Source organism: Micromonospora sp. NPDC049529 (genome assembly GCF_055586685.1).
Genome location: NZ_JBVJHT010000007.1, coordinates 334787 through 352072 on the forward strand (window position 1 = coordinate 334787; position 17286 = coordinate 352072).

Here is a 17286-nt window from a genome sequence, read left to right on the forward strand (position 1 = left end):
TCGCGACGGCCGGGATCGGTTGTGACCAACTTGGCACCGAGCTGTTCAAGGATGGTGGAGCTGTCCAGGGCGAAGGACGCGATCAAATCAGGTCCAACCAGGTGGATCAGGGCAGGTGGCTAGATCAGGTTGCCTGGCCGGTCGTGGCGGACAGTTCGTTCAGGAGTTGCTCGACGCGGGTGCGGATGGTGTCGCGGATGGGGCGTACGGCATGGATGTCCTGGCCGGCGGGGTCGTCGAGTTGCCAGTCGAGGTAGCGCTTGCCGGGGAAGACCGGGCAGACGTCGCCGCAGCCCATGGTGATGAGGACGTCGGAGGATTCGGCGGTGGCGTGGTCGAGCAGGCGCGGGGTGTTGGCGGTGATGTCGATACCGACCTCAAGCATCGCTTCGACGGCGACGGGGTTGATCCGGTTGGCGGGTTCGCTGCCGGCGGAGCGGACCTCGACGGTGTCTCCGGCGAGGTGGCGTAGCCAGCCGGCGGCCATCTGTGAGCGACCGGCGTTGTGCACGCAGACGAACAGGACACTGGGCTTGCTCACGGGCGTTGTCTTCCTTCGGTTCAGGATGGACGACTGGCAACGGCGGTAGCGGGGCTGACGGCCGGCGGATGAGCGACAGGCACCTCATCAGCGGGTTGGACGGGGCGCGGATAGAGGGCGAGGAGGAGGCCGACGCCGAGGAGGAGCCCGCCGAGTTGGGCGAGGACGAATCCGGGCACGGATGTGGGGTTGATGCCGGCGAAGGTGTCGGTGAACGCCCGGCCGAGGGTGACGGCGGGGTTGGCGAACGACGTTGACGAGGTGAACCAGTAGGCGGCGCCGATGTATGCGCCGACCGCTGCTGGTGCCATCGCAGAGCGGCCGGAGCGGGCGAGGGCGAAGACCAGCAGGATGAGCCCGGCGGTGGCGATCACTTCGCCGAGCCACAGGTGCCCGGCGGATCGTCCCTTGGTGGACCATTCGACGGCGGGCAGCGCGAACATCAGGTTGGCCAGGATCGAACCACCGATGGCACCGGCGCTCTGGGCGGCGATGTAGCCGCCCAGGTCCCGTGTGGTGAGGCCGGTACGGGTACGGCGGCCGATGAACCAGTCGGCGGCGGAGACGACGGGGTTGAGGTGCGCCCCGGATACCGGTCCGAAGATCAGGATGAGCGTGCCCAGGGCGAGGGCGGTCGCGACGGAGTTTTCCAGTAGTTGTAGGCCGGTGTCGTTGGGCGACAGGGTGGTGGCCATGATTCCGGAGCCGACGACGGCGGTGACGAGCAGTGCGGTGCCGAGGAATTCGGCGAGGAGCCGCCGCCAGGATGCTTCGGTGGTCATCAGGGTGGGTGCTCCGGTTCTGAGAGGTCGGCGGCCTGGTCCTGCGGCCTGGATGGTTGGTCGGCTGGCCTTGAACGAGGCCGGGGTTATCCGGCGGCGGGATGTCGAGCTGGCCGAGGCGCGAGTTGCTGGTCGACGGACAGGTCATCGCGCCGGTCGTGGGCGGTCAGGTCAGGCATGGGACGCTCCGGGTTCGAGGGCGGGCGCGAGGCGGTCGATGCGTCCGGCGAGGTCGGTGAACGCGGCCTCGAACGCGGCGTCACTGTCGGCCGGTGCGGGGTCGGGCACGGACCAGTGCAGCCGGGGCCGGACGGTCTCGGTGAGGTCTTCGTGCGCGTTGTCGCAGACCGCGATGACCAGGTCGCCGTCGTGAACGACATCGGCGACGTGCGCGGTACCGGTCGGGTTGAGCGTGAGGCCGTTCCGGCTCGCGACCTTGATCGCCCGAGGGTGCACCCGCGGGGCGGGTTGAGTGCCGGCGGAGGCGGCCGGGATGCGGGCACGTCGGGCCCAGAGCGCGGCGGCGAGCTGGGAACGCGCGGAGTTGTGGGTGCACACGAACACCACCCGCGCCACCTCGGCCAGCGGCGGGGGTGTCAGCACCGCGAGGGCCTCGGGTTCCAGACGCAGGTAGGTGCGCCGCCGGTCACCCTCGGACCGGGTCCGTACGACGAGCCCGGCGTCCTGCAGCACCTTCAGGTGGTGCGCGACGAGGTTCGTGGGCAGGCCCAGGGCGCGGGCGATCTCGCCGGGGGAGGCGTCGCCGACGGTGAGGGTGTCCACGATCGCGAGACGGGCCGGCTCGCCCAGGGCGGCGTGAACCCGCGCCCGGCGCGACAACAAGGAAGACTCAGTATTCATTGAGTCAATGATTGCTGAGGCATATTGCTCTGGTCAAGCCTCCCCGGGCCGTGTCCGTGAGCCCGGTCGGAAGCCGGTCGCGTCGTGGACTGGATCCGGCGAAAGGAGGTGATCGGGAAGGGGTGACGGCATGGTCTCGAACGCCCCGCGACGACAATCTTTCTCGCGTCGCGCGAGGGACCCACTGCCGTAGGTCGTCCTGCCGGTCTCGCTTGCTGCCTACGCAGACGCGGGGGCCTCGATCGCGAGGAGGCTCGCGAGTTGCCGCATGATGCCGGGCCGCGCCCGGTAGTAGACCCAGGTGCCACGCCGTTCGGCGTCGACCAGCCCGGTGTCCCGCAGGGTCTTCAGGTGATGCGAGATGGTGGGGCCGGTCAGGTCGAAGGCCGGGGTGAGGTCGCACACGCAGATCTCCCCGGACGGCGCTGAGGCGATCATCGACATCAACCGGAGCCGTATCGGGTCACCCAGGGCCTTGAAGGCGGGAGCGAGTGCGGCGGCGGTCTCAGCCGGGATCCGCTGCTCGCTCATCGGTGCGCAGCAGGGCACGTCGGCGTTGAGATCGGTGAGGCTGAGGGACGTCGACTGCTTCGACATATCTCTAGATTGACAGATCTCGAAACAGCGTGCAACTCTCTGATTCGAGCAACGTCGAGACAGCAACCGCCACACCCGTACGGAGGATGTGCCGTGCACCAGACGCGCATGACACCAGCCGACCGGCAGGATCGCACTACAGCGCCGACCGGCAGCCGGCCGCTGCGCGTACGCCCGTTGACCCCGGCCGACGCGGACCTGGTGCTGGCGATCTACCAGGCGGGCCTCGACGGCGGTCATGCCAGCTTCGAGGTCACCGCCCCTGACTGGGCGACCTTCGACACCGCCCGGCTACCTGAACACCGGTACGTCGCGACCGACGCGGCCACCGCGCAGGTGCTCGGCTGGGTCGCGGTGTCGGCCGTCTCCGCCCGCCCGGTCTACGCCGGGGTGGTCGAGCACTCCGTCTACGTCGACCCCGCCGCCCGCGGGCGGGGAGTGGGTCGCGTCCTGCTCGACACCCTGATCGCCTCGACCGAGACCGCCGGGATCTGGACCATCCAGTCCGGCGTCTTCCCGGAGAACGCCGCCAGCCTTGCGCTACACCAACGGCTCGGGTTCCGAATTATCGGCACCAGAGAACGCGTCGGCCAGCATCACGGTGCCTGGCGTGACGTCGTGTTGATCGAACGACGCAGCACCACCATCGGCTGACCGCGAGGCCCATCGGGGGCAGGGATCAGTCCAACCTCTTACTTCGAAAAGTGTCGAGACAAGGAGTTCGGAATGAGTACCAGCAATCCTGAGACCCTGCCCGTCGCGGTGATCGGCGCCGGCCCCGTCGGTCTGGCCGCCGCCGCGCACCTCGCCGAACGCGGCCTGGACTTCGTCGTCCTGGAAGCCGGCCCGCAGGCCGCCGCCTCGGTCGCCGGATGGGGGCACGTCCGGGTGTTCAGCCCATGGCGGTACGACATCGACACCGCCGCACGAAGGCTCCTCGACACCGCCGGTTGGACCGCACCCGACCCGGAACAACTCCCCACCGGCGCGGAACTCATCGACTCCTACCTGCAACCGCTGGCGAAGCTCCCGGCGATCGCCCCGCACCTGCGCTACGACGCCCGGGTCGTCGCGATCAGCCGGGTCGGTCTCGACCGGGTCCGCTCCCGAGGCCGGGAAGACGCCCCGTTCGTCATCCGGCTCGGGAGTGCTGAGGAGATCCTCGCCCGTGCGGTGATCGACGCCTCCGGCACCTGGACCACGCCCAACGTCCTCGGCGCCAACGGACTACCGGCACACGGCGAAACCGACGCCCACAGTGTGATCGAGCAGGCGCTGCCGGACGTGCTCGGCGCGGACCGGGACCGCTTCGCCGGTGCCCGGGTCCTCGTCGTCGGCGCCGGACACTCCGCCGCGAACACCCTGCTGAGCCTCGCCGACCTCGCCGCCGAGGAACCGGGCGCCACCGTGTACTGGGCGATCCGCGCCGCGAACGCATCCCGCGTCTACGGCGGTGGCGACAACGACGCGCTACCCGCCCGGGGCGCCCTCGGCACCCGACTCCACGCCCACGTCGAAGCCGGCCGGATCACCCTGCTCACCGGATTCTCCGCACACACCGTGCAAGCCACGTCAGGCGGCGTGGAAGTGGTAGCCCTCGACGCCGCAGGCGGCCGACGAGCGGTGACGGTGGACCGGATCGTGGCCGCCACCGGGTTCCGGCCCGACCACACCATCAGCACCGAACTGCGCCTCGACCTCGACCCGATCATGGAGTCACCCCGCGCGCTCGCCCCGCTGATCGACCCGAACCAGCACTCCTGCGGCACCGTCCCACCACACGGCGCCGACGACCTCGCCCACCCCGAGCGCGGCTTCTACACCGTCGGCATGAAGAGCTACGGCCGCGCACCCACCTTCCTCATGGCCACCGGCTACGAACAGGTCCGCTCCGTCGTCGCCGCCCTCGCCGGAGACTGGGAAGCCGCCCGGGACGTCCAACTCCAACTGCCGGAAACCGGAGTCTGCTCCAGCGACCTGGCCTTCGCCGACGACCCGACCACAGCCCAACCCGGCGGCTGCTGCGGCTGACCATGCCCAGCGGCGGGTCGACACCGAACCGCCGCTCGGTGTCGTACCCGACCCCTCCGATCGCTGGCGATCGGGTTTGTCCAGGTCACAGCCGGGTACGGGCCCAGCGCGGGACAGCCCGCCGAGCTGGGAGGCGACCATGGAAAGCCGGATCAAATCGCTGGGGCATCCGGTGCACCCGATGCTGGTCATGTTTCCGGTCGCGCTCTTCGTGACCGCGGTGATCTTCGACCTCGTCGACATCGTCGGCGGGCCGAGGTTCTTCGGGGAGGCGGCGTACTGGAACATCCTGATCGGGCTGATCGGGGGTGTGCTGGCGGCGGCGGTCGGCGCGGTCGACCTGCTGGCGATCCCGTCCCGTACCCGAGCCAAGCGGATCGGGGTGAGCCACGCGGCGGTCAACCTCGCGGTGATCCTGCTCTTCGCCGCGATCTGGGCGGTACGGATGGCGGCCGACGAGCGCGGTGCCGGCGGGGCCATCTTCGCTATCGAGGTGGTGGCGCTCGCCGGAGTTGGTCTCGGTTCCTGGTTCGGCGGCGAACTGGTCGACCGGCTCGGTGTAGGGGTCGACACGGACGCGGACCTGAACGCCCCCAGTTCGCTGAGTCCCGCTCCGGCGACGGACCGGATGGGCCGGATGGGAGACACCCGATGAGTCAACCGGTGCAGGCAGGGCTCGACCGTGGCCGTGAGGCGGTGACCGGGCTGCGCGCGTTCCGCGCCGAGCTGGGGCGGATGGTGAACTCGGCGCTGGCCGGTGCCGGGGGCGGCCCGCCGGACGTGGAGCTGGTGGCCAGCGACGACGGCTGGTACGTGGTCGCCCGGCTGCCCGGCGTCGCCCCGGAGGAGGTGGCGGTGGAGGTCGACGGCCGGGACCTGTGCGTACGGGCCAGGTCGGAGGAAGAGGTCAACGCCGACAGTGGGATGCCCGGTGCCGGCTCGCGGGTACGGGCTTTCGAGCACAGGGTCAGGTTGCCCGGTGAGGTCGACCTGGAGCGGATCGACGCGGTGATGGACCACGGCCTGCTGACGGTGGCGTTACCGAAGGCGAACGGGTCCGGCCGCCGGACGATCACCGTCGGCCGGCGTTACCCGTCGGGCCGGTCCACCCCGCCCAGAGGCAGCGGAGCCGCCAGGGCCGGGGACACCAGGACGGGGGCCGGCGCGAGCGGGGTCGCGACCGACGGAAGTACGGCCCTGCCGGCCGGTGCCGCCGCGCGTCGGGTCGGTGAGGCGGCGTTGACGGCGGGCAGTTCGGCCCGCTCCAGCGGCGGGATGACCCGGAGCACCGGTGATCCGGCCGCCGACCGGGAACTGCACCAGCCGGAGGCGGGGTCGAGTCAGCCCGCCCGGCGCCGCTTCGGCTGAACGGCGACTACGGGCGATGATCGGCCGGGTACGGGACCTGGTGCCGGATGTCGAGCGGATCGCCGTACTTCGGGCGAACGCGTTGGGTGACTTCATTTTCGCGCTGCCCGCACTGGAGGCGCTGCGGGCCGGCTACCCGCACGCCGAACTGGTCCTGATCGGTGCACCGTGGCATGTCGGCCTGCTCGCCGACCGGCCCGGACCGGTGGACCGGGTGCTGGTGGTGCCGCCGGCCGAGGGGATCCGGACCGCCGGAGCGGACGAGCCGGCGCCGTCGGCCGCCGCGATGGCCGACTTCCTGGCCGCCGCCCGGCGGGAGCGCTTCGATCTGGCCCTGCAGATGCACGGCGGCGGGGGAAACTCGAACCCGATCGTCGCCGGGCTCGGTGCGCGGGTCACCGCCGGACTGCGCGCCGACGGGGCACCCGGGTTGGACCGGTGGCTGCGGTACGTCTTCTACCAGCCCGAGGTGTTCCGCTATCTGGAGGTCGCCGGCCTGGTCGGGGCGAGCCCGGCGACGGTGAGCCCGCGCCTGCACGTGACTCCCGCCGACCTCGCCGAGGCCCGGTCGGTGGTCGGTGAGCCGGACCGGCCGAGAATCGCCCTGCATCCGGGCGCCAGCGACCCGCGCCGACGCTGGCCGGCGGAGCGGTTCGCCGAGGTCGCCGACCGGCTGGTCGCCGACGGGTACGAGGTGTTCGTGACCGGCACCCCGCAGGAGCGGGACCTGGCCGGGCAGGTGGTTGGCGCGGCGCGGGCGCCGGTGCGTTCCCTCGCCGGGGAGTTGTCGCTGGGCGGGCTGCTCGGCTTCTACGCCGGCTGTGCCGTGGTGATCGCGAACGACACCGGACCGGTGCACGTCGCGGCGGCGGTCGGTACGCCGACGGTCGGCATCTTCTGGGTCGGCAATCTGATCAACTGCGCCACCCCGCTACGGGCCCGGCACCGGCCGATCGGCTCCTGGACGATCCACTGCCCGGAGTGCGGGGTCGACTGTAGCCGGGGTATCTATCCGGCTCGGCCCGGTGCCGGGGACTGCCCGCACCGGGTTTCCTTCGTCACCGACGTACCGGTGGTGGAGGTGCTGGAGGCGGTGGCCGACCTGACCGACGCCCGCTGACCCCGCCGACCGGCCGGTTTTCGCCCGCCCGGACCTGCTGAACCGGGGACTACGTCACCTGCTCAACCGGGGACTACGTCGGTTCGAGGGCGGCCTGGCTTTCGAGCGAGGCGGCCTGCGGTTCCAGCGAGGCTGGTTGGTCGAGGGACCGGTCGCCGAGGACGATCTCCCACGCCTCGACCGGGCGGTCGGTGACCGTGGTCGGTGCCTCCAGGTGGTAGGCGCCGCTGGGCAGGATCCCGGCGCCGCCGTAGCGGGCCATCACCGCGAGTTGGGCGGCCACGTCCTCGCCCTGGTGCTTCTCCGGCAGTTGGCGCCAGAAGTCGAAGCCGCCGGAGGCGTGCAGCCGGAGCCGGTCGTAGAGCACGCAACCGCCGATCCAGGAGACCTTGTACGCCCGCCACTGGCCCGGTGCCAGCCCGACCGCCTCGGTGACGTGCAGCAGGTTCGCGGCCGGATGGATCCGGGCCCGGTCCCATTCCGGTGTGCCGGGTCGGATCTCCTCCGGCACCGGCGGCCCGTCCCACTCCTGGTAGTGCCGGTGCGTCTCCGGGCGTACGTCGTCCAGATAGGACAGCCCGTGTACGGCGTTGCCGACGAAACCGCAGTCCAGCTCCCCGATCGCGTCGACCAGCCGCTGCACCGCGTCCGGTTCGAGCCAGACGTCGTCGTCGAGGAAGAGCACGTACCGGGCGAGGGACTGGTCGAGCAGGTAGGCGCGGTGTTCGGCCAGCCCGCGCCGGGGCAGCCGCCGGGTGAGCAGCACCGGGTGGCCCCGGTGGCGGAGCACGCGTACGGTCGCCGCGACGGCGGGTTGCGCCCACGGCGGGCTGCCGCCGGACTGGTCGCTGACCACCACCCCGAACCCGTCCGGCCCGCTCTGGGCGGCCAGCCCGGCCAGGGTGACGGCCAGTTCGGCCGGGCGGTTCCGGGTCGGTACGAGGACGTCCAACAGCCGGTCGGTCCGGAAGTCCGCCGCGTCGTCCGAGGCCAGCGGCCGGTTCACGACGGGCGGCCGGCTCACGGCGTACTGCCGCTCGGACTGTCGACGTGCGTGTCGACGTGGCCCTCGATCGGGTTGGGGGCGGGGGCGGGCGGGCCGTCGGCGAGCACCACCGGGACTCCGGCGGCGCCGTCGCCCTGGGCCCGGATCCGTTCGATGATGGCCGAGGTGGAGCGGTCGGGCACGTACCCGAGGGTGCGGACCTGGCCGCCGAGCCGGCGTACCAGGGGTGCCTCGGGGACCATCTCGGGCGGGTAGTCGCCGCCCTTGACGTACACGTCGGGCCGGACGGTCTCGATCAGGGCGGCCGGCGAGTCCTCCTCGAAGACCACCACGTGGTCCACACAGGCCAGTGCGGCGAGCACGGCGACCCGGTCCTCGACCGGGTTCACCGGCCGGTCGGCGCCCTTGAGCCGGCGCACGCTGTCGTCCGAGTTGACCGCCACCACCAGCACGTCGCCGAGTTGGCGGGCCTGGTCGAGGTAGCGGACGTGGCCCCGGTGCAGGACGTCGAAGCAGCCGTTGGTGAAGACCACCGAACGGCCGTCCCGACGGTGGGCGGCGATCAGGGCGTCGAGTCCGCCGTGGTCGACGACCGCCGGCACCGGCTCGCCGCCGCCGGTCGAGCCGAGGGCCGCGAGCAGATCTTCGCGTACGCAGACACACGTGCCGGTGCCCGCCACGGTGCTGGTGGCGGCGAGTTGGGCGAGTTGGGCGGCGGTCGGCAGCGGTGCGCCCGCCGCCAGGGCCAGGGTCATGGCGGCCAGGTACACGTCTCCGGCGCCGACCGCGTAGCTGGCCGGAACCGGGGTGGCGTGGCTGCGTCGGGGCTCGCCGTCGGCGCCGCCGACCACGGCACCATCGGTGTCCAGGGTGACCGCCACCACGTCGGCCCCGGTGCGTTTCCGGATCTCGGCGAGGTGGGACCGGGCCAGCCCGGCCCGGTCGGTGCCGATGCCGGTGGTGCTCTCGGTGAACGCGCTCGGCCGCTCGGGCAGCGGCGGTACGTCGCTCGTGGTCACCACCGTCGGCATCTCCACCGTCGGCGTGCGCTGCCCGCCGGGTGTCCGCCCGGCCACGATCTCGGCCGCCCTCGGCGGTCCCGTCGGCCGGGACGGCTCCGCCGGCCCCGACGGCGCGGCCGGGCCGGTCGCGTTGAGCAGGCCGGTGGTGTTGAGCAGGCGGGTGGCCTCGGCGAAGCTCGGCGTCACCACGGTCGGGGCGAGACCGCGCCAGTAGGCCAGGTCGTGCGCGTCGAGGGCCACCGTGCCGAACAGGTCGCGGTGCTCGACCAGCCAGGCGCGGATCGGCTCGGGCAGGGCACCGAGGCCGTAGTCGCAGATCACCAGTGTCGGCGGTTCGCCGGTGACCTCGTGCAGTTCGCCGGTGGCGCTGGCCAGGGTGCCGAGCAGCCGCTGCACCCCGTCGGGGCAGAGCCGGTCGTCCCGGTCGCCCTCGTCCTCGCGTACCAGGATCTGGTCGGCGGCGAGCAGGCGTCGTTTGACCGCCGTACGGCGGCCGCTCTGCGAGATCGTCCGGTCCCAGACCCCGGCCCGGTCCAGGCAGTCGTGCAGTTCGTCGCCGGCCACGTCGGCACCGACCGGTGCGACCAGGGCGGCCCGGCCACCGAGCGCGCTCAGGTTCACCGCGGTGTTCGCGGCACCACCGGCGGCGGTGATCCGCCGTCGCAGGGTGAGTACGGGGGCGGGCGCCTCCCGGCAGAGCCGGTCGGAATCGGCGAACCGCCACTCGTCGAGCATCGCGTCGCCGACCACCAGCACGCCACGCCCGAGCCAGCTCTCGACCACATCGGCGAGTCGCCGATCGTCCTCTGCTCCGATCACCATGCCGGCGGGTCCCCGCTGTCGGCAGCGCCAAACCGGGCGGTGGTCGGCGCACGGTGGTTCTGGTGGTGTTCGTACCCGATCGGGGTTATCCGACGGTGCTGGGCGGCGCGGTCGCGGCGGCGGCCCAGGCGGTGTCCTCGGCCTCCTTGCGGGCCAGGCCGTCGCGCCCGTCGTAGCGCAGGAACCGGGGCAGCGCGGCGGCCAGGGCGATCGTGCCGACGATGCAGAGCAGCCCGCCGGAGACGATCGAGCCGTTCACGCCGAGTACGCGGGCGGCCAGCCCGGACCGCAGCTGGCCGAGCAGCGGCCCGGTCGAGTACGACAGCATCTCGATTCCGGCCAGCCGGCCGCGCAGGTGGTCGGGGATGGTCTGGTTCCAGATGATCATCCGGAACAGGCCGGAGACCATGTCGGCGGCACCGGCCAGGGCGAGCAGGACCAGCGCCAGCCAGAGCGAGTCGACCAGCCCGAAGGCGAGGATCGCCAGCCCCCAGGCGCCGGCCGCGAGCACCACCATCAACCCGTGCCGGTGCACCTGCCGGGTCCAACCGGAGCCGAGCGTGGCGAGCAGCGAGCCGACCGCCGGGGCGGCGTAGAGCAGGCCGAGTACGGCTGGTCCGCCGAGCTTGTCGGCCATGAACGGGTAGAGCGCCTGCGGCATGCCGAAGAACATCGCGTTGATGTCGACGAGGTAGGTGCCGAGCAGTTCGGGGCGGCTGCGGGCGTACCGCAGGCCGGTCAGCACCGAACGCACCGAGGGGCGGTCGGCGGCCGGTGGCGGCGGGACCGCCCGGACCAGCGCCAGGCAGCCGAGCGAGGCGGCGAAGGTGGCCAGGTCGATGGCGTACACCCAGGCCAGGTCGACCGAGGCGATCAGCACCCCGGCCAGGGCCGGCCCGGCGAGCTGGGCGACCTGCATGCGCAGCGAGTTGAGCGCGCTGGCCGCCGGGATCTCGGCCGGGGTGACCAGCCGTGGGGTGAGCCCCTCCAGCGCCGGGCGTTGCAGGCCGTCGACCGCGGCGGTCAGCCCGGCGACCAGGTAGAGCAGCCACAGGTGCGGCTGGTCGGAGAGCGAGTTCACCAGCAGCACACCGCAGAGCAGAGTGAGCCCGATCTCGCCGCCGAGCACCAGCCGGCGCCGGTCCAGGTAGTCGGCGAGGGCACCGCCGACGAAACCCATCAGGAGCAGGGGTACGAGTTCGACCACGCCGAGCAGCCCGACCAGCAGCGGATCCTTGGTCATCTCGTACACCTGGTACGGAACGGTGACGTACGTGATGAACGACCCGAAGCCGGAGATCCCGGCGGCGCCGAAGACGAGCCTGAAGTCCCGGGAGGTACGCAGCGGGGTGAGGTCCAGTGCCAGGCGCCGGAGCAGGCCGGTTCTCACCTCGTGGTCGGTTCCGTCGTCACCTGGCGGATGGTTCCGGATCGGGCCCGTTCCGTCGAGCCGATTTTCCCGGGGGTACCGGTGTTGACCTTCGGTTTCCCAGCGTTCTCTGATCTTCGGGATGCCGGGGATCACATACTGGCCGGCCGGCAGGTAAGCGTCGTGGTGGCGGTGGAAGAGTGCCACCCGCCAGGCATGTTCCGTGCCGGCGGGGGGAGAAAGCACGATGACGACCGCCGAAAACGCCCGGCCGACGTTGAGTCACCGGCAGATCCTGCTCCTGATGAGCGGTCTGATGACCGGCATGCTGCTGGCCGCTCTGGACCAGACGATCGTCGGTACGGCACTGCCCACGATCGTGGGCGAGCTGGGCGGGATCAACCACTACTCGTGGGTGGTGACCGCGTACCTGCTGGCGTCGACCGCCTCGACACCGCTGTACGGCAAGATGGCCGACCTCTACGGCCGCCGGCCGGTCTTCCTGTTCTCGATCGGCACGTTCCTGGTCGGCTCGGCACTCGCCGGCCTCTCCCAGGACATGACCCAGCTGATCATCACCCGGGCGATCCAGGGCATCGGCGCCGGCGGTCTGCTGACCCTCGCCTTCACCATCATCTCGGACGTGGTGGCACCCCGGGAACGCGGTCGCTACCAGGGGCTGTTCGGCGCGGTCTTCGGCATCGCCTCGGTCGCCGGCCCGCTGGTCGGTGGTTACTTCGCCGAGCACAACTGGCGCTGGATCTTCTACATCAACGTGCCGCTGGCGATCGTCGCGATCATCGTCAGCTACTACGTGATGCGGCTGATCCCGTTCGTCAAGCGGCAGCATTCGGTCGACTGGCTCGGCGCCGGCCTGCTGGTCGCCTCGGTGAGCGCGCTGCTGCTCGCGCTGAGCTGGGGCGGCAACGAGTACGCCTGGGCCTCCCCGCTCATCCTCAGCCTGTTCGCGGTCGGCGCGTTGCTCGCGGCGGTCTTCCTGTGGCAGGAGTCGCGGGTTTCCGAGCCGATCCTGCCGCTCGGCCTGTTCCGCCGCCGGACCTTCGCGCTGGGCAACGCGGCCTCCTTCATCCTCGGCCTGGTGATGTTCGGGTCGATCATCTTCATCCCGCTCTACCTTCAGATCGTCAAGGGCGCGTCACCGACCAACAGCGGTCTGCTGATGTTGCCGATGATGGCCGGCATCATCGTCACCTCGGTGCTCACCGGGCGGGCGATCAGCCGGATCGGCCGCTACAAGTGGTTCCCGGTGGCCGGGGCCCTGATGCTGGTGCTCGGCATGCTGCTGTTCACCCAACTCCAGGTGCGCTCCACGCTCTGGCTGGCGTTCCTCTACATGGTGATCATCGGTATCGGTCTCGGCCTCTGCATGCAGTCGCTGATCCTCGGTGTGCAGAACTCGGTCGAGGTACGCGACCTCGGCGCCGGTACGTCGACCGTCACCTTCTTCCGGTCGCTCGGCGGTTCGTTCGGGGTGGCCATCCTCGGCACCCTGCTCTCCACCCGGCTGACCGGCGGACTCACCGACCGGCTGCCGACGGCCCTGTCCAAGCTGCCGCCGGAGCAGCAGGCCCCGATCGACCCGAGCACGTTCTCGATCAACGAACCGGCGAAGATCATGGCGCTGCCCGACCCGCTCCGCGACGCCGTACAGCAGAGCTTCGTCAGCGGGCTGCACCTGGTCTTCCTGGTCGCCGGCCTGATCGCGATCGTGGCGGTGGTGCTCACCCTGCTGATGCCCAACGCGGAACTGCGCGGTGCCGGAGCCGCCGGCACACCGCTGGACAAGGAGTCGCACGACGACGCCGCGACCGACATGGAAGCCAACGCGCAGACGATGATCTGACGGCGACCGCGGACGAACGAACGCACCGGCCTACTTGAGTACGAGTTGGCCGGTGCGTTCGAACACGGCCAGGTCGTCCAGGGTCTCGGACACCGTCGGGGCGATCGGGGTGGGCAGGCTCCGGGGCGGGAAGAAGCCCGCGTTCGTGGTCTCGTCGGTGACCGTCAACAGCTCACCGGACCAGGTCTCGATCCGGAACGCGACCACGAAGAGCTGGTACGTGTCGCCGTACATGTTGGTGAAGGTGCGCTCCGGGCCGGTGTAGAAGGCGAACGGGGTGACCGCCTCCGCCCGCAGCCCGGTCTCCTCCCACACCTCCCGGGTCACGCAGTCGCTGATCGACTCGCCGAGTTCCATCGCCCCGGCCGGCATCGCCCAGTCGCCGTTGTCGGACCGTTCGATCAGCAGGATCTGACCGGCCGCGTCCCGCACCACGCCCCGGGCACCGACGAACATCAGGGTTCGGTCACCGGCCAGCGTACGAAGCTGCCCGAGGTAGGACTCCGCCCACGAAATGCTGCTCATCCGATCACTCTAGGGCAGCGGACACGGGCGGAACGGTGGCTGTTCCGGGGCCGGCCGAGGGTCACAAGGGTTTCCAAGATGTGAACTGGGCCACTAGTTTGTGACGCATGCGCAGCACCATGATGGACGTTCCCCTCCAGGTCTCGCGGATCCTCGAACACGGCAGCACGGTGCACGGCGGCTCCGAGGTGGTCACCTGGACCGGAGCCGACCCGGCCGCCGGTGGCCCCACCCGCCGGATGACGTACGCCGAGGTCGGTGCCGCCGCCGCGCAACTCGCGTACGCGCTCCGCGACGACCTCGGGGTCACCGGGGACCAGCGGGTCGCCACGTTCATGTGGAACAACAACGAGCACCTAGTCGCCTACCTCGCCGTACCGAGCATGGGCGCGGTGCTGCACACCCTCAACCTGCGACTCTTCCCCGACCAGGTCGCCTACATCGCCAACCACGCAGCCGACCGGGTGATCCTGGTCGACACCACCCTGATCCCGCTGCTGGCCCGGGTACTGCCGGAACTGACCACGGTCGAACACCTGGTGGTGGTCGGTGGCGGCGACCCGGCACCGCTGGTCGAGGCGGCGGCCGCCGGCGGCCGGACGGTCGCCGTACACCATTGGGCCGACCTGCTGCGGGACAGGCCGCAACGGTACGACTGGCCGGAGCTGGACGAACGCGACGCCGCCGCCCTCTGCTACACCTCCGGCACCACCGGCCACCCCAAGGGTGTCGCCTACTCGCACCGGTCGATCTGGCTGCACTCGATGCAGATCTGCATGGCGGAGGGCTTCGGGCTCGGCCCGACCACCCGGGAACTGGCCATCGTGCCGATGTTCCACGCCATGTCGTGGGGCATCCCCTACGCTGCGCTGATGTCCGGCGCCTCGCTGATCATGCCGGACCGGTTCCTCCAGGGCGCCCCGATCGCCCGGATGATCGCCACCGAGCGGCCGACCCTGGCCGGCGCGGTACCGACGATCTGGAACGACCTCCTCGCCCACCTGGACGCGAACCCGGTCGACACCTCGTCGCTGACCGAGGTGATCGTCGGCGGCTCGGCCTGCCCACCGTCGCTGATGCACGCCTTCCACGACCGGCACCGGATCGACGTGATCCACGCCTGGGGGATGACCGAGATGTCACCGCTCGGTTCGGTGGCCCGCCCACCGGCCGGCGCCTCCGGTGACGACGCCTGGGCGTACCGCTACACCCAGGGGCGGCTGCCGGCGGCGGTGCGGGCCCGGATCGTCGGCCCCGCCGGTGAGCCGATGCCCGCCGACGGCCGGGCCGTCGGCGAGCTGGAGGTCCGCGGCCCCTGGGTCACCTCGCGGTACGTCGGGGAGGAGACGCCCGACCCGGAGAAGTTCCGCGACGGCTGGCTGCGTACGGGCGACGTCGGCACCCTCTCCCCGGACGGCTACCTGGTCCTCACCGACCGGGCCAAGGACGTGATCAAGTCCGGTGGGGAGTGGATCTCGTCGGTCGAGTTGGAGAACCACCTGATGGCCCATCCGGCGGTGCACGAGGCCTGCGTGGTCGGGGTGCCGGACGAGCGGTGGGACGAGCGCCCGCTGGCCGCCGTGGTGCTCCGCGACGGCGCCACCGCCACCGCCGCCGAACTACGCGACTTCCTCGCCGAGCGGGTGGCGAAGTGGCAGCTCCCCGAGCGCTGGACCTTCGTCGACGTGGTACCGAAGACCAGCGTCGGCAAGTTCGACAAGAAGCAGATCCGCGCCACCCACGCCGCCAACACCCTCACCGTCGAAACCCTCGCCCCACAGGGGTAGTGGACCGCCACGGCGAGTTGAATGGGTGCATGGGAGCAGGGGTGGGTGTGGGGCGGGTGATCGGGCGGGCGGCGCAGGTCGCCGTGGCGGCGGCTGTGGAGCGGGACGCGCAGGCGTACGAGCGGGCGGCGGTGGAGTTGGCGGCCCGTAATCCGGAGCAGGTCGGGCTGGTGCTCGGCGGGGTGGTCCGGATGCTGCTGGAGGAGGTGCACCCGGACGGGCTGGACAGCGACGACCTGCAACTGGTCCTGAAGCGGTGCGCCGTCGACAACATCGCCTGGTTCCCGGAACTGGACCCGACGGTGCTGGTGCTGCTCCTGACGGCCGCGCTCGGCGTACATGCCGCCGAGGAGGAGGCGCCACGGATCGAGCCGGCGGCGATGGCCCGGCACGCGCCGCTGCTCGTCGCCGACCTGCTCGCGGTCACCGGCCGGCCGCTCGCCGACTACCTCGACGCGGCGCTGGCCGAGATCTTCGTCGCCCAGACCATGGAGCTGCCGTAAACCTGCCCGGTGCTACCGCCGTAACCCGGCCGGGGCGGGCTCAGGTCAGCGCGGTGGCGACCCGTTCCCGCAGGGCGGGTGCGTCGTCCGGCCCGGTGTTCAGCACGACCCGCAGCGCCGGCCCCGAACCGCTGTCGTCCGCCCCGACCCCGACCGAGCCCAGTACGGCCAGCAGGGTGGCGAACTGCGCGGGCGGCTCGTCGGCGAGCACCTCGGCGGCGTCGGTCACGACCAGCGTGTGCGGCCGCTCCTCGACCAGGTCCCGCAGCACGTCCGCCAGGGCGTCCCAGTTTCGGCCGAAGTAGTCCGGGAAGGCCAGCGCCGCCGCCCATTCGGTGAACAGCGCGTGGCGGGTACGGCTGGCCGCACCTGATACCACCAGTGCGCCCGGCGGTACGTCGGCGGTGCTCGACACGCTCAGCCACAGTGGCAGTTGCGGACCGGTCGGTTCTGACATCGGGTTCCCTCGTCGTTCTGGTGGCGGAGCTGTCGGGCCGGACGGGGTGCCGCCCGGCCCGACGGTACGGACCGGTCGGTCAGAGCCGGTAGAAGTCCGCGTAGTGGTTCGGGGTGAACCAGGTCGCACCGGTGGCCTTGTTGACCACGATCCGGTAGGCGTCGCGGGCGGCACCCTGGCGGCGCGGGTAGACGTCGTACTCGTAGTAGGTGGCGTTCGTCGGGAGCTGGCCCTCGTAGTTCATGTGCCGGCCACCGGCGTAGTTGGAGAGCCCGCCGCTCCAGCTGACCCAGCCGCGCGCCGTCGGGAAGCCCCGGCTGGCCCAACCGCTGCGGGCGGTGCGGGCGTCGGCGCAGCGGGAGATGGTGCACGAGCTGTAGACGGCGGCGGAGGCCGAGTCGGTGTGCGTCGGAGCCACCACGGCCGGACCGACCAGCAACGCGGCGATCATGGCGATGAGCAGGGCGAAGCTGGGGAGCAGGCGCTGCGGTCGCGATCGGGCGACGGCGGCGAGCGGGGCGAGGACGGTCATGGTGGGCCTCCAGTGCCGGGAAGTCCGCGGGGGTGTGCGGGTCGTGATCCATCCTCGGTAGTGGATCCCTGCCCCGGAAGGGGGAAAAGGTTAATTTAA

At 71.3% G+C, this 17286-nt stretch carries 18 protein-coding genes; 8 read left to right on the forward strand and 10 right to left on the reverse strand.

Features of this window, described 5'->3' with window-relative positions; translation table 11 throughout:
* Positions 1-124: 124 nt before the first annotated feature.
* From ACZ6QQ_RS14905 to ACZ6QQ_RS14920, 4 genes are all read right to left on the reverse strand, one after another.
* A complete protein-coding gene (locus ACZ6QQ_RS14905) occupies positions 125-487 on the reverse strand; it encodes an arsenate reductase ArsC (RefSeq protein WP_465876805.1) in 363 nt (120 codons plus the stop codon).
* Positions 488-561: 74 nt separating this feature from the next.
* Positions 562-1323, reverse strand: a complete 762-nt coding sequence (locus ACZ6QQ_RS14910) for an aquaporin (RefSeq protein WP_465876693.1) — start codon at positions 1321-1323, stop codon at positions 562-564.
* A gap of 171 nt (positions 1324-1494) precedes the next feature.
* Positions 1495-2184: an arsenate reductase/protein-tyrosine-phosphatase family protein gene (locus tag ACZ6QQ_RS14915; protein WP_465876695.1), complete on the reverse strand. Its 690-nt coding sequence runs from the start codon at positions 2182-2184 to the stop codon at positions 1495-1497.
* A gap of 219 nt (positions 2185-2403) precedes the next feature.
* A complete protein-coding gene (locus ACZ6QQ_RS14920; RefSeq protein ID WP_465876697.1) occupies positions 2404-2781 on the reverse strand; it encodes an ArsR/SmtB family transcription factor in 378 nt (125 codons plus the stop codon).
* Positions 2782-2889: 108 nt separating this feature from the next.
* Between ACZ6QQ_RS14920 and ACZ6QQ_RS14925 the strand changes: the two genes are divergently transcribed.
* From ACZ6QQ_RS14925 to ACZ6QQ_RS14945, 5 genes are all read left to right on the forward strand, one after another.
* A complete protein-coding gene (locus tag ACZ6QQ_RS14925; RefSeq protein ID WP_465876698.1) occupies positions 2890-3435 on the forward strand; it encodes a GNAT family N-acetyltransferase in 546 nt (181 codons plus the stop codon).
* Positions 3436-3507: 72 nt separating this feature from the next.
* On the forward strand, positions 3508-4812 hold the full coding sequence (locus ACZ6QQ_RS14930) for an FAD-dependent oxidoreductase (protein ID WP_465876700.1): 1305 nt from the start codon (positions 3508-3510) through the stop codon (positions 4810-4812).
* 139 nt (positions 4813-4951) lie between these two features.
* Positions 4952-5467 (forward strand): DUF2231 domain-containing protein, encoded by a 516-nt coding sequence (locus ACZ6QQ_RS14935; protein ID WP_465876702.1) that lies wholly within the window; start codon positions 4952-4954, stop codon positions 5465-5467.
* Complete coding sequence (locus ACZ6QQ_RS14940) at positions 5464-6180, forward strand: Hsp20/alpha crystallin family protein (protein WP_465876704.1); 717 nt, start codon at positions 5464-5466, stop codon at positions 6178-6180. Before ACZ6QQ_RS14935 ends, ACZ6QQ_RS14940 begins: the two co-directional genes overlap by 4 nt.
* 16 nt (positions 6181-6196) lie before the next feature.
* Entirely contained in the window at positions 6197-7300 is a 1104-nt protein-coding gene (locus tag ACZ6QQ_RS14945; protein ID WP_465876706.1) for a glycosyltransferase family 9 protein, read from the forward strand.
* Between the two features lie 73 nt (positions 7301-7373).
* On the opposite strand, the gene ACZ6QQ_RS14950 is transcribed toward ACZ6QQ_RS14945, so the two are convergent.
* The 3 genes from ACZ6QQ_RS14950 to ACZ6QQ_RS14960 form a co-directional block, all read right to left on the reverse strand.
* Entirely contained in the window at positions 7374-8306 is a 933-nt protein-coding gene (locus ACZ6QQ_RS14950) for a glycosyltransferase family 2 protein (RefSeq protein ID WP_465876807.1), read from the reverse strand.
* Positions 8307-8320: 14 nt separating this feature from the next.
* The gene (gene rfaE2 / locus ACZ6QQ_RS14955) at positions 8321-10150 is read right to left on the reverse strand and encodes a D-glycero-beta-D-manno-heptose 1-phosphate adenylyltransferase (protein WP_465876707.1); all 1830 of its coding nucleotides are present in this window, start codon (positions 10148-10150) and stop codon (positions 8321-8323) included.
* An 85-nt stretch (positions 10151-10235) separates the two neighbouring features.
* Entirely contained in the window at positions 10236-11540 is a 1305-nt protein-coding gene (locus ACZ6QQ_RS14960; protein ID WP_465876709.1) for an MFS transporter, read from the reverse strand.
* Positions 11541-11766: 226 nt separating this feature from the next.
* Between ACZ6QQ_RS14960 and ACZ6QQ_RS14965 the strand changes: the two genes are divergently transcribed.
* Entirely contained in the window at positions 11767-13383 is a 1617-nt protein-coding gene (locus ACZ6QQ_RS14965; protein WP_465876711.1) for an MDR family MFS transporter, read from the forward strand.
* A 30-nt stretch (positions 13384-13413) separates the two neighbouring features.
* On the opposite strand, the gene ACZ6QQ_RS14970 is transcribed toward ACZ6QQ_RS14965, so the two are convergent.
* Positions 13414-13908 carry an NUDIX domain-containing protein gene (locus ACZ6QQ_RS14970; protein ID WP_465876712.1) on the reverse strand — a complete coding sequence of 165 codons (495 nt, stop codon included), beginning with the start codon at positions 13906-13908 and terminating at the stop codon, positions 13414-13416.
* 107 nt (positions 13909-14015) lie between these two features.
* Between ACZ6QQ_RS14970 and ACZ6QQ_RS14975 the strand changes: the two genes are divergently transcribed.
* Positions 14016-15695: a fatty acid--CoA ligase gene (locus ACZ6QQ_RS14975; RefSeq protein WP_465876714.1), complete on the forward strand. Its 1680-nt coding sequence runs from the start codon at positions 14016-14018 to the stop codon at positions 15693-15695.
* Between the two features lie 29 nt (positions 15696-15724).
* Positions 15725-16198: a hypothetical protein gene (locus tag ACZ6QQ_RS14980; protein WP_465876715.1), complete on the forward strand. Its 474-nt coding sequence runs from the start codon at positions 15725-15727 to the stop codon at positions 16196-16198.
* 40 nt (positions 16199-16238) lie between these two features.
* Here ACZ6QQ_RS14980 and ACZ6QQ_RS14985 read toward each other — a convergent pair whose 3' ends face one another.
* Both ACZ6QQ_RS14985 and ACZ6QQ_RS14990 read right to left on the reverse strand, forming a co-directional pair.
* Positions 16239-16655, reverse strand: coding sequence for a barstar family protein (locus ACZ6QQ_RS14985; RefSeq protein ID WP_465876716.1), 417 nt, complete (start codon positions 16653-16655; stop codon positions 16239-16241).
* Between the two features lie 79 nt (positions 16656-16734).
* Positions 16735-17187, reverse strand: coding sequence for a ribonuclease domain-containing protein (locus ACZ6QQ_RS14990; RefSeq protein ID WP_465876717.1), 453 nt, complete (start codon positions 17185-17187; stop codon positions 16735-16737).
* Between the last annotated feature and the right edge of the window lie 99 nt (positions 17188-17286).

Bases quoted from the DNA above. Each gene is read 5' to 3' on its own strand.
- ACZ6QQ_RS14940 (WP_465876704.1), top strand. From the start codon at position 5,464: ATGAGTCAACCGGTGCAGGCAGGGCTCGACCGTGGCCGTGAGGCGGTG.
- ACZ6QQ_RS14905 (WP_465876805.1), bottom strand. From the start codon at position 487: ATGGCCGCCGGCTGGCTACGCCACCTCGCCGGAGACACCGTCGAGGTC.
- ACZ6QQ_RS14965 (WP_465876711.1), top strand. From the start codon at position 11,767: ATGACGACCGCCGAAAACGCCCGGCCGACGTTGAGTCACCGGCAGATC.
- ACZ6QQ_RS14920 (WP_465876697.1), bottom strand. From the start codon at position 2,781: ATGTCGAAGCAGTCGACGTCCCTCAGCCTCACCGATCTCAACGCCGAC.
- ACZ6QQ_RS14910 (WP_465876693.1), bottom strand. From the start codon at position 1,323: ATGACCACCGAAGCATCCTGGCGGCGGCTCCTCGCCGAATTCCTCGGC.
- ACZ6QQ_RS14930 (WP_465876700.1), top strand. From the start codon at position 3,508: ATGAGTACCAGCAATCCTGAGACCCTGCCCGTCGCGGTGATCGGCGCC.
- ACZ6QQ_RS14980 (WP_465876715.1), top strand. From the start codon at position 15,725: ATGGGAGCAGGGGTGGGTGTGGGGCGGGTGATCGGGCGGGCGGCGCAG.
- rfaE2 (WP_465876707.1), bottom strand. From the start codon at position 10,150: ATGGTGATCGGAGCAGAGGACGATCGGCGACTCGCCGATGTGGTCGAG.
- ACZ6QQ_RS14975 (WP_465876714.1), top strand. From the start codon at position 14,016: ATGCGCAGCACCATGATGGACGTTCCCCTCCAGGTCTCGCGGATCCTC.
- ACZ6QQ_RS14915 (WP_465876695.1), bottom strand. From the start codon at position 2,184: ATGAATACTGAGTCTTCCTTGTTGTCGCGCCGGGCGCGGGTTCACGCC.
- ACZ6QQ_RS14970 (WP_465876712.1), bottom strand. From the start codon at position 13,908: ATGAGCAGCATTTCGTGGGCGGAGTCCTACCTCGGGCAGCTTCGTACG.
- ACZ6QQ_RS14925 (WP_465876698.1), top strand. From the start codon at position 2,890: ATGACACCAGCCGACCGGCAGGATCGCACTACAGCGCCGACCGGCAGC.
- ACZ6QQ_RS14945 (WP_465876706.1), top strand. From the start codon at position 6,197: ATGATCGGCCGGGTACGGGACCTGGTGCCGGATGTCGAGCGGATCGCC.
- ACZ6QQ_RS14990 (WP_465876717.1), bottom strand. From the start codon at position 17,187: ATGACCGTCCTCGCCCCGCTCGCCGCCGTCGCCCGATCGCGACCGCAG.
- ACZ6QQ_RS14935 (WP_465876702.1), top strand. From the start codon at position 4,952: ATGGAAAGCCGGATCAAATCGCTGGGGCATCCGGTGCACCCGATGCTG.
- ACZ6QQ_RS14985 (WP_465876716.1), bottom strand. From the start codon at position 16,655: ATGTCAGAACCGACCGGTCCGCAACTGCCACTGTGGCTGAGCGTGTCG.